Annotated in this window: 10 protein-coding genes; 7 read left to right on the top strand and 3 right to left on the bottom strand. The window is 23.8% G+C overall.

The features are described from left to right. Positions 1-107: 107 nt before the first annotated feature. Together AC27EK_RS00110 and AC27EK_RS00105 are read right to left on the bottom strand one after the other, a co-directional pair. Positions 108-1,118 (bottom strand): HNH endonuclease, encoded by a 1,011-nt coding sequence (locus tag AC27EK_RS00110; RefSeq protein ID WP_487231339.1) that lies wholly within the window; start codon positions 1,116-1,118, stop codon positions 108-110. 56 nt (positions 1,119-1,174) lie between these two features. After that, positions 1,175-1,951, bottom strand: a complete 777-nt coding sequence (locus AC27EK_RS00105) for a TrmH family RNA methyltransferase (protein ID WP_487231338.1) — start codon at positions 1,949-1,951, stop codon at positions 1,175-1,177. 58 nt (positions 1,952-2,009) lie between these two features. On the opposite strand from AC27EK_RS00105, the gene rpsU reads away from it, so the two are divergent. After that, the gene (gene rpsU, locus AC27EK_RS00100) at positions 2,010-2,189 is read left to right on the top strand and encodes a 30S ribosomal protein S21 (protein ID WP_487231337.1); all 180 of its coding nucleotides are present in this window, start codon (positions 2,010-2,012) and stop codon (positions 2,187-2,189) included. Between the two features lie 58 nt (positions 2,190-2,247). On the opposite strand, the gene AC27EK_RS00095 is transcribed toward rpsU, so the two are convergent. Further along, positions 2,248-3,735: an alpha/beta fold hydrolase gene (locus AC27EK_RS00095; RefSeq protein ID WP_487231336.1), complete on the bottom strand. Its 1,488-nt coding sequence runs from the start codon at positions 3,733-3,735 to the stop codon at positions 2,248-2,250. Positions 3,736-3,843: 108 nt separating this feature from the next. Here AC27EK_RS00095 and AC27EK_RS00090 point away from each other — a divergent pair, with 108 nt between their 5' ends. From AC27EK_RS00090 to AC27EK_RS00065, 6 genes are read left to right on the top strand one after another with little or no spacing between them, the layout of a single operon-like run. Beyond that, entirely contained in the window at positions 3,844-5,775 is a 1,932-nt protein-coding gene (locus AC27EK_RS00090) for a leucine-rich repeat domain-containing protein (RefSeq protein ID WP_487231335.1), read from the top strand. Between the two features lie 11 nt (positions 5,776-5,786). Continuing rightward, positions 5,787-6,716, top strand: coding sequence for a DNA polymerase III subunit delta (gene holA / locus AC27EK_RS00085; protein WP_487231334.1), 930 nt, complete (start codon positions 5,787-5,789; stop codon positions 6,714-6,716). A 15-nt stretch (positions 6,717-6,731) separates the two neighbouring features. Continuing rightward, the gene (locus AC27EK_RS00080; RefSeq protein ID WP_487231333.1) at positions 6,732-7,958 is read left to right on the top strand and encodes a hypothetical protein; all 1,227 of its coding nucleotides are present in this window, start codon (positions 6,732-6,734) and stop codon (positions 7,956-7,958) included. A 3-nt stretch (positions 7,959-7,961) separates the two neighbouring features. After that, positions 7,962-8,906, top strand: a complete 945-nt coding sequence (locus AC27EK_RS00075; protein WP_487231332.1) for an ECF transporter S component — start codon at positions 7,962-7,964, stop codon at positions 8,904-8,906. A 15-nt stretch (positions 8,907-8,921) separates the two neighbouring features. Beyond that, positions 8,922-10,781, top strand: a complete 1,860-nt coding sequence (gene mnmG, locus AC27EK_RS00070) for a tRNA uridine-5-carboxymethylaminomethyl(34) synthesis enzyme MnmG (RefSeq protein WP_487231331.1) — start codon at positions 8,922-8,924, stop codon at positions 10,779-10,781. Between the two features lie 3 nt (positions 10,782-10,784). Further along, on the top strand, positions 10,785-11,765 hold the full coding sequence (locus tag AC27EK_RS00065) for a hypothetical protein (protein ID WP_487231330.1): 981 nt from the start codon (positions 10,785-10,787) through the stop codon (positions 11,763-11,765). Positions 11,766-11,783: the final 18 nt, after the last annotated feature.

The following is an 11,783-nucleotide window of genomic DNA, read 5'->3' as shown; positions in this document are numbered from 1 at the left end:
CAAATCTGTCTTAAAATATCTTGTTTTGTTATTTAATACAAAAAAACAAAACATTAAATACATTAGTTATGTAATAAAAAAAGCCTGGCAGTGGGCTTTTTTTCTTGTTAATGAGCTATTCTTTTTAATAAATATTTTTTATGATTTGAGAAATTGACATTATTTTTTGAAAAAACAGATTTATTTTCTATGTTTAACAAATTTCATTCTTCTGGGGATAAATCAACATTAACAAAGATGCCATTTTCTAATAATTTGATATTTCCACTATCTCAAAGATTGTGAATATTTGATTCAAGCATTAAACAATTTTCTGGATCTTGAGCGTATTTTATGGCTTGCGAAGCAGTTATCAATTCATCAAAATATAATTTTTTTATAGTTTTAATTTCTAATATATGACATTTATGAATAAGATTTCTTTTGTTTGAATAAGTGTTTCTTAAATAATCTTTTTCTACATTTTTCATTTTTAAAAATTCATCAACATTTTCAGAATAATTGTTTCTAAGCAAAATTGAAACAATTTCATCTCTTTTGATTGACTTTAATGTTTTTTTATTTATTTCATTTTTTAATTTTTCAACGCTCGTATAAGTAAAATTCTTATCAGATAATATTGAAACTTCATCCAATTCATCAATAAGATTTAAGATTTTTTTATTGTTTATATCTTTATTTAAATAATCTTTATAATATTCACTTCATTCATAATAAATTCTTTTTGCTTTTTTATTAGAATGCTCAAGTAAATATTTTTTATTATTTTCAAAATGTTCATTTACAAGCTCAACTAAAATTTCTTCTAAAACCAACTTGTCAATATTCTTTAATTCTTTAGAATTCAAATTAATTCCACATCATTGTTTAATTGCATTGATGTCTTGTGTTTTTCTAGTTCCAACTTTAACTTTTTCTTTGTATTTTATTTTAGACAATCTATAATATTCATCATTGATTTCTAAAATGCTGTTTTCAAATAAACTTCTTAACAACATATCTATAATAAATTCAGAACAAACGTTAAATCTAGTTAAATCTCATTTGTCATCTTCAGTAAAATAAGATTCACTTTTTTTAAAATCTTTAGTTAGTAACTTTAATATTTTATTTTTCATGAATTTATTTTATCAGGTAGAAAATAAAAGAAATAATATACATTAATATTTGTATATTATTTCTTATTTATCAATTCATACATAACAATACAAGCAGCAATAGCTGCATTAAAACTTTCAACATTATTATGTAATCTTATTTTTATATGTATATTGCTTAAATCAAGAATTTCTTTTGAAATTCCATGACCTTCATTTCCTATAATAATAACTTTCTTATTTAGTTCTTGTTTGAACTCATCTAAGTAAATAGATTTATCACTTAATGTAGTGGATATCAAATCAAATCCTTTTGATTTGATATTTTTTAATTCTTCTATACCATTAACTTCTAAAACATCTTGTTTGAATATAGCTCCCATTGAAGATTTAATAACTTTATCATTCGTTAAATAAGCACAATTATTTAAAATTATTAAATCTACCCCAAGTCCAGCTCCTGTTCTTATTATGGTTCCTACATTACCAGGATCTTGTAGATTATCTAAAAACAATATGTTTTTATAATTTTCGTAATCTTTTAATTCAGTTTGTTTAGTTCTAACAACAGCCAAGCATTCGCTAGGATCTTTATTTATAGATAATTTTTTATATAAGTTTTCAGGCAAAGAAATAAGTTTAGTATTATTAATTTTATTAATAATATTTGTTTCTTTTTGTTCATTAATAACTATATATTCAAATTCATAGTTATGAGCAAAAGCTTCTAAGATTATTTTATGTCCTTCAATAATGAACAGTTCTTTATTTCTTTTAGTTCTCAATTTGACTAAAGATTTAAAAATATCATTATCTTTGGAACTTATTTGTTTTATAAAATAGTTTGTTTTCATATTAATAATTATTATATAATCATTAACATGTAAATCAATAGAAAGGTGGTGAGTTACTTTGTCAAGAGGAATCAACGTTGATGGCGATCTAGAAAAAGCTATTAAGAGATTCAAGAGAATTTCTAATGAAACTAAAAGAGATACTAAACGTCATCAATTTTATTTAAGACCTGGATTACGTCTTAAAGAAAAAGCTAAAGAATCTAGAAAACGTAATTTTAAAACTAGAAGATATTAGTCTCAAAAACAGTAACATACTACATAAAAAAGTATCAAGTTGTATTGATGCTTTTTTATTATCTTTTTTGTGTTCATCCACTTTTGTTTATTAAGAAAGAAGATATTTCTTTATATACATCTAATGGATTATTTAAGTGTGCAGAGTGTGAGGCATATTTAATAGTTTTAAATATATAATTATCAGTTAAACTTTCAAAATATTTCTTTGATTCGTCTGTGCTAATAACATGATCATACACACCATATAAAACTAATGTATCAATATTGGTGTTTTCTGTATATATTCAATCTAAAAAATATCTTACAGGTTCAAATAATAAATTGTTTAAAAAGAATATAGTTCTAGAAGTAATTGGTTTGTAAATATTTGAATTATGATTATGTTCTTCAAATTGTTCAGTCATATCTTTTTGAACTTGTGAGAGATTATATTTTTTATTGAATTCAAATCCTTTAATGGCAGCATAAGAAAGAGATTTAAAAAAATCTCTTCTATTAGTTAAAGCTTGGGGGTTATATGCATCTTCTAATATTATTGATTTGATTCTTTCTTTCATAAAATATGAAAGAACCATAGCAATTGCAGCTCCAAAACTATGACCTCAAATTATTAGATTTTTCAAGTCAAGTTTTTTGATTAACGTAGAAACATATATTCCCATATTCACCGCATCTCAATATATTTCATTAAGAGGATGAACGTTAGATTTAGCATGTAATGGTAAATCAATTAAATAAACGTTTCCATATCCTCTTAAAAAATCAACCATTTTGTTAAACGTAACTGAAGAAGATGCTAAACCATGGATAAGTAAGAAGTTTTTGTCTCTATTAAATTTATCATGAGATATATGCTTTTCGTAATAAATATGATTAGGTTGAAGTTTGAAGAAATTATCATTAAAACCGATCTTATCACTAAGATTTACATATGTTTCATATCAACAAAAGAATTCAGATTCTATTTTTATTTTAAGTCTTGATATTGTTTTAAAATAATTTGTGAAATTTTGATCTTGAGTTTCAAAATCAAAATAATATGCTGTTTTTCATTTTTTATTTTTATAAAGTTCTTTGATTTGCTCATGGAAAGCATCAAGCACATCATTGTTTTCGTTTGTTGACAAATCAACAAATTTTGCTAATAAAACACCAGATTCTATTAAATTATGAGAGTGATTTCACTCAAATAAAAATTTCGTAGAAAAAAAATGTTTAAAGTGTTTGAAATTATTAAGGTCTTTTAAATGACCAACATTTCTAAACTTCTTTTCAAGATTATCAAAATTTTCAAATTTAAAACCTTTTGGTTCAATTTTAGAACATATAGAATAAACAATTGACACTAGTTTATTGTCTTTGTATATATGTGTTTTTGTATCTGCGGTTTTTTCTAAATATTTATAAAAGAAGATTAGAATATTCTTTATATTTTCTTCATTAGAAAAAAATGAATCCACTCTTCAATTTTTTCTAATCATATCTTTTATTACATATTTATCAGATTTGTTTTCTAAATTTTTATGATTAACTTTAATTTTCATTCTGACACCCCAATATATTTTATATTATATTTAGTCTTCAAAAAATATATACTTTGGCATTTAATCAAAAAAAAATTATAATTTATATTATCTATGGATGGTTAAATTATGAAACTAAAAAGATTTTTTTATTTATCAACTTCTTTATTAATACCTATAAGTATTTTTTCTGCTTTGTCTTTTAATCAAAATAATAAGACAAAAAATGATTATTCTAATGAAAAAACTTTAAATACTAAAAAAGTAATCACCACACCAGAAGGTTTGATTTTTGATGAAACTACTGGTTTGATTACAGGATTTGATACAATAACTAAACCTTCTCCTACAAGAATTACTATTCCGCTTAAAATTAATGATTTATACGTAAAAGGAATAGCAGAAAATGCTTTTTCAAGTCCTGAACTAAAAAATACACTAACTATTGTAGACATGTCAAAAGCGAACTGATTAGTAGATGTGTTTGCTAATGCTTTTAATGGTCTTACTAATTTAACTTCGGTATTATTTCCTAAATACATAAGAACAATTCAAGCAGGAGCTTTTGAAAATTGCAATTTAACTAATTTAGATCTTAAAATTAGTGAAATAAGAGAAATAGGCAATAGTGCTTTTAAAGGAAATAAAATTACAAAAGCCACTTTAAATGGTTTTACTATAAAAAGAATAGGCAATAGTGCTTTTGAAAATAATCTTGATTTGGTTTCGATTAATTTACATGACGCAAAAATATTAGAAGAAATTGGAACATTAGCATTTTCTAATACTAAATTAAATTCTGCTTTTGTTTCTTCAACATGTAAAAAAATAGGAGATAATGCATTTAAGCTTTCTACTTTTGGTACAACTAACGCTTTTAATCAAGAGAACTTCAATTTACCAAATATTTTTAACACTTCAAAAGAATGATTAAGAATTGGATTAGCAAATAATCAAACCTCACTTTATCCAACCTCAAAAACTGATGTATCTTTTGTTTTTCAATTGGAAAAATTCAAAAATCTTGCTAAACTTTGTGACAGTTTATTGCAATTCCAAACCGTATTTACATCACTTCCAAATAGTGAAAAAAATTCATATTTTAGTTTCAAAAAAACTTCTGCTCCAAATGATGTAGTTAATAATGTGAATATATTAAGAAGTTTAAATATAACAACAGAAAAACAAACAATTAAAGTTTCATTTGAAATAAACAATAAATATACTACAAGTAGTAATCTAGAGTTTCAAATACCAACAAACACTTTGCCATTTTTAAAAACCACTATAACTGCCAAAAAATTAATTTTTGATTTTAAAGATATAAATAAAAATTTTATAACCCTTCATAATGATTTGCAAATAATAATTAATAAATTAAATTCAGATGATATCAAAGATAAATATAGCAACGATGTTCTTACATTTATAAAATATACAGGATTAGAAATCAAAAATCCATCTTTGAAAACGAAATTAGAACTTAAATACAATTCTGAACCTGCAAATTGTCAAGCAACCAGTTTTGAATTAAGAGCAACTAACATATTGAATAATGGAATAGTTACTACTTCATCTACAGAACCTATAAAATTTGAAGTTAAAAATCTTAATTTGATTTATCATGGCGAACCTTCTAAAACACTTGATTATGAATTAATGAAAAATTTTATTGAAATTCCATCAAGAGCAGAAGAATTCACTGACATTGATTTAAAAAATGTAATTTTGACTAATTATTTTTATGGTTTTGAACTTCCTATAAAAATAAAAATAACAAATAAAAGAATTTCAAAAAACAAAAAAACTATTCAGTTTGATTATGAACTAAGTAATTACTATGATGATAAAACAGGCGACTTAATTAAAAAACCTAAAATTTATAAGGATATTACTTTAACTAATATTCCAGTAAAAATAATATCAAAAGGAACTATAATTGCTATTGTTGTTGGTTCCATTGGCGCCTTATTGCTTATCGTCTTTATAGCTATTTATGTTTTAAGAACAACTAAAAAAGACGAATTAACTGAAAAACCAATTAAACAAATAGAAAAATAAGGTTATAAATAATGAAAATTTTAAATTCTAGCTCTTTAACATTAACTAAAAAACATATAGATGATTTGAAAAAGAAAACTAATAAAGAGTTTATAAATTTTCATTATGATGAAAAGAATTTCAATGAGTTATTAATAGAAATCTCTCAAAATGATTTATTTTATAATGAAAAGGTTTTTGTTGTTTGAAACTCTTCTTTTTTAAATAAATTAGAAACATTCAAAAAAGAATTTAAGATTTTGAAAAAACTTGAATCATTTATAAATAATCAAACTGAAATTTCTATAATATTCATAACTGATAAAACATTATTAAAGAACAAAGATTTTAAATCTTTATTTGATGATAAAGATATAAAAATTCTTAAAGAATATAATTCAAAAAACATTTCTTCTTATATAGAAGATAAATTCATAGAAAAAGATATTAAAATAAATAAAAACCTAATTAATTACTTAAGTCTTTCTCTTGGAAATAATTTAGAAATAATAGAGCAAGAAATCAACAAATTATTAGTTCATGATGAAATAACTTTAGATTTAGCTAAAAATTTAATTTCATCTTATCAAGAAATAAATGTTTTTAAATTACATGAATATTTATTAAAAAAAGATCTTACTAATTTAATAAATTTATTAGAAAACATGTATGAACAAAAACATGATCCCATTCAAATTATTAACATTTTAAGTACACAATTTTTTAACTCTTGACTTATCAAAAAAGCAAAAATTGATTATAATATTATTGATACAGAGATTTCTAACATTTTTAAAATTAATCCGTTTGTTATTAAAATACAAAATAGTTTATTAAAAAATTGAGATTTAGAAAAAATAGAATCTATTATTTCTGGTTTACATAGTTTAGATATAAAAATAAAAAATGAAAACTTAAACAAGTTTATAATGTTAAAAAGCTTTTTGATAAGAGTTTTTTAAAGAAAGGAATGCTTTATGAACACAGATAAAAAAACTAATGATGTTTATGGAAACTGTTATGATAAATTAATATCTTATTTAGATTTAATTGTAATTAACCAAACAACCAAAGAGTATTTATCTAATAATAAAGATTTCAAAATAGATATTATTAGATATATAAGCTATATACTTAATATCGAAGAAAAAGACAAACTAAGTAATGTAGGTTCAAAATTCATTGTTGCCTATGAAACTATTACTTCTGAAAAATTTGTTAAAACAGAAAATTTAACAAATGATGAAGATCTTATTGAAGATGATATTGGTTATTTAAAAACTAAACTTCAAAATAATTTAGATATTAATCTTGATGAATTGTTAAATAAAAACAATAAAGTTTCTAATGAGCAAGAACCTATTGAATTAGAAGATTATGAAGAATCAAAAAAAGAGGATGATTCAAATTACTCTAATTATTCAAATTTCAATAATCAAAATAATTGAAAAACAAATGATTTTGAAGAAGCAATGATAACTCAACAAGCTAAAATGCTTTTGAATTATGATATTTCAAAAGGTTCTGTTTATAAATTTAAATCAAAACCAGAAGCAATACCAATTCTTAAATTCATTTTTATAGGATTAATAGCTGCTTTGGTTATAATTGGTTTTGTTGTTTTTGCTTACAACTTTATAATCTCTCAAAATGTTAAAATTTGATTTGTTCCACCAACAGGTTCAAATATTAATGCACAAACTATTCCTCTTTTAAGAAGTCCGTTCCCATTGGATTCATTAATATTACTTGGAACGCTTGGTGTTACCATTTTCACATTAGTTAAATCATGAAAGAATGATAATTCTAGATTTAGATTTTCATTAATAAGTTCAATAATAGTTTTAATGTTTGTTATTTTGCCTATGTTTTCTGATATTTCAACAATAGTTAAATTAAACACAGTATTTGATCAAACTCTGAGTGATCCTAATCCCATAACTCCTAATGACTCAACAACAATTGGTGATAATAACTTGAAATACGAATGAGCTGTTAATGCCTATTTAATTTCAAATTATGTTTTATTTGGTTTTGGTTTCTTGTCTTGTTTAATCATTGTTTTAGGTTTTGTATTAAACCCCAAAACAGATGTTGAAAGATTAAATGAATTATTATCTTCTTATATTTCAGACATACGTGCTGGAACTAGAGATTTCGACATAAGCAATGATCAAACTGGATTTTCTAAATTTGGTTTTTAACTTATGATTTGAAAACAAAAAAATAATTTTGTTCAAACTGAAAACACAATAAAAACAAAAAGAGATTTAATATTAAGTTTCTTTTTTCCAACTTACAAATTTAAGTTATTTAAATCAACAACCCTAATTGTCATAATTGCTTCTATGATGGGGTTGTCTTTTGTTTTGAGTGCTTTATCAATACCAATACCTGCTTTTGGTATTTCTTTGAGTTTTGGGTGAATGCCAACAATGGTTGTTGGATGATTCTTTGGTCCTTTTGTTGGATTATTCTTTGGATTTATAACTGATTCATTAAACTTTCTAATGCATGGTTATTTATGGTTTTGATTATATGCCATTCAAGAGCCAATGGTCGGTTTCATATCTGGTTTGATTGGTGCTATAGCGTTATTAAGTTTTAAACTTAATAAAAAAATATGAATAGATTTCATATTTTTTCAAATTGTTATATTGTCTTTTGCTGCAGTGTGTTTGGGATTAATGTTTCACTTTACAGATCCAAATTCTGAATTATTTAAAAGATTAGTTAAATATGGTCATCTATCTGAAACTTTTAACGAAGTTGTTAGATGATTCATATTAACTCTAATAATAATTTTTTTAGGAATAGTAGAAACTATAATGATAAGGAAGTATTATTTTATGAAAACATATAGTAATACAAAAACCTTTATTTACTTTATGTATGGCGCTTTGTGTTGTATTATAATGACTTTAATATTTTCATTTTTATTAGGACCAATAAGCGCTATAGAATACTATAAATTTATGAATGGAAAACAACCAAATAGTTATCTTAAATTTGGCGTTATTTATTACTTATTGCCAAGAATCATTAAAGAATGTGTAAAAACACCAATTTATATATTCTTATTTACTGGCGTTATAAGTGCATTAAGATTTCAAGTTGATAGAGTGTTTTCAAATTTACAAAATAAATGATAATAGAAAGAGATTTATATGAAAACAAAAGATTATGATGTAGTAGTTGTAGGCGCTGGTCATGCAGGTTTAGAGGCCGCTTTTGCTGCAGCTAAACTTAATAAAAAAACAGCGCTTGTTACTTTACACGAAAGATCATTAGCGCTCACCCCTTGCAACCCTTCTATTGGAGGACCTGCAAAAGGAGTAGTTACAAGAGAAATTGATGCGCTTGGAGGAATGCAAGGTAAGATTGCTGATAAGTGCCAATTGCAAATGAAATTACTAAACTCTTCTAAAGGACCAGGAGTTTGAGCTTTAAGAGCACAAATAGACAAAATAAAATATCATGAAGTTTTTTTAGAAGAAGTTAAAAAACAAAAAAATCTTGACCTTATTATTACAGAAGCCAAAGAATTATTGTTTGATAATAAAAATGAAATCAAAGGCATAAGACTTGAAAATTTTATTATTAATACAAAAGTGGTCATATTAACAACAGGAACTTATTTAAAGCCTGTTGTTCATCAAGGTGATCATAATGAAAAAATAGGAGCAGAAGGCCTTAAAGGAGCTTCTGAACTTTCTACTAATCTTGCCAATCTTGGATTAAACCTTATTAGATTAAAAACAGGAACTCCTGCAAGAATATTAGATAGTTCTATTGACTATTCAAATATGCAAATAGAACCCGGTTCAAAAGGTAAATGATCTTTCTCTCATTTCGATAAAAAGTTCATGGATCTTAAAGATCAAGTTGATTGTTATATAGTTCATACAACTGATAAAACTCATTCGATTATTAATGAACACATAAACGAATCTGCTATGTATGGTGGAATGATTAATGGGATAGGACCAAGATATTGTCCATCTATAGAAGACAAGCTAGTTAAATTTCCAGAAAAACCAAGACACCAAATATTTGTAGAACCTGAATCTTTATCATTGAATACAAAATATTTGGCTGGTTTTTCAACTTCTATGCCTAAATACGTTCAAGATGAAATGATTAAAAGCCTTCCTGGCTTTGAGAATGCTGTAATAGTTAAATATGCCTATGCTATTGAATATGATGCCATAGATCCTCTACAAATCAATGCTACGCTTATGATTAAGAAATACAAAGGTTTATTTACTGCTGGTCAAATAAATGGAACTTCGGGATATGAAGAAGCTGCAGCACAAGGTTTAATAGCTGGTATTAATGCTGTTAGATTCTTAGATAATAAAGATCCATTAATATTATCTAGACAAGAATCTTATATCGGAGTAATGATTGATGATATTGTAACTAAAGGAGTTTCAGAACCTTATAGACTTTTAACTTCAAGAGCAGAACATAGATTATATTTAAGAAATGATAATGCTGATGATAGATTAATTAAATATGGTCATGATGTTGGTTTAATAAATGACAAACAATACTCTATTTATATAGAACAAACAAACATAATCAATAAGATTATTTCTGTTCTTAAAGAAAGAACAGTTGGACAAGTAGAAGAACTTAAATATAACTATAAAAAAACTAATCAAAGCCTATTTGATTTTCTTAAAAGAACTGATGTTAAACTAAAAGATATTATTAATTATTTAGATATTAATAATTTCGATATAGATTTTTATATAATAATGAAAACTGAAATCTTAGTTAAGTTTGAAGGTTATATTAAAAAACAAGAAGAATCTATTAAAAGAATTAATAAAAACAAGAAACTTTCTTTAGAAAAAATAAGTGACTATAAAGAAGTTCCTAATATTTCATTAGAAGCAATAGATAAACTTAATAAAATAAAACCATTAACACTTGATCAAGCATCAAGAATTAGTGGAATTAATTTAACCGATGTTATTAAGATTAAATATTATATAGAAACAATTAAAAGAAGTAAATAGATTATGAATAGATATAAATTAAATAATTCAATTTTTAAAGAATTCAAAGATTCAGATTATTTATATGAAAGAATATCTGATTTTATGGAAACAGAAGAATATGAAGAAAAGTTTGTAATACTAAATAGATTTTTTGAAAAAATTGAAGATGTTGCGAAAAAATTGGAAGAACAAGACTTGTTTTTAAAAATGAAATCAAGAATTGAAGAACCAGAAGAAAATATAAAAAAAATAACTAAATTATTAACAATATGTGATTATTGTGGATGAGTTATAAATGATAAGTTTATAATTTGAAATAATCTTAAATCACATATACTTTCTTTTTGTTCTTGTAAAGAACCAAAAATTAAATTTAATAAAGAGTTATTTATTGAAAATATTGACTTATTATTTTTTAATTGAATTTTAAAAATAAGAACTTGAAGTAATTCACTTTATAAAATTAAAAATGATTTTGAAAGTTTTACAAACATCCATAACAGAAACGTTGAAGCAAGAACAAATATAAATTATAGAGCTAAGGCTTTATTTGAAAGTGTTTGTTCTTCAAGTGATTCTGTAAAATCAAGTTTTTACTTTTTTAAATTAAATCATTTTTTAAATGAATCATTTATTTCAGAAGATCTTTTTAGAGAGAATAAACATTGAAAAGATTTAAAAAACGTTCAAAAAGATAGCAAAAAATTTTTTAATTTAATCAAAGAACTTTTAGAAAAAAATGAATTAAAAAATTTTTCTTTACAAGAAGAAAATAAAATCATTAATATGTTTGATATGGTTTTTTTAACTATGGAAGAAAGTGAGTTTATTAGAAAACTTAGAAGCAAATATGCTGAATATAATTTTAATATTTTCAATACCTATAAAAGATGAGACCTTAAAAATGATGTTGCAGTTATATCCGATTTGCTTTTAGCTTTATTTATCAATTTTAGTTTGTTTTCTTTTTTAGTTGAATATTTTCACGGAATAGAAAATTAAATGTTGATGTGAGTGTAT

The sequence above is a fragment of the Ureaplasma rhincodontis genome (assembly GCF_057537535.1).
This window is presented reverse-complemented; position numbering and strand designations above follow the sequence as displayed.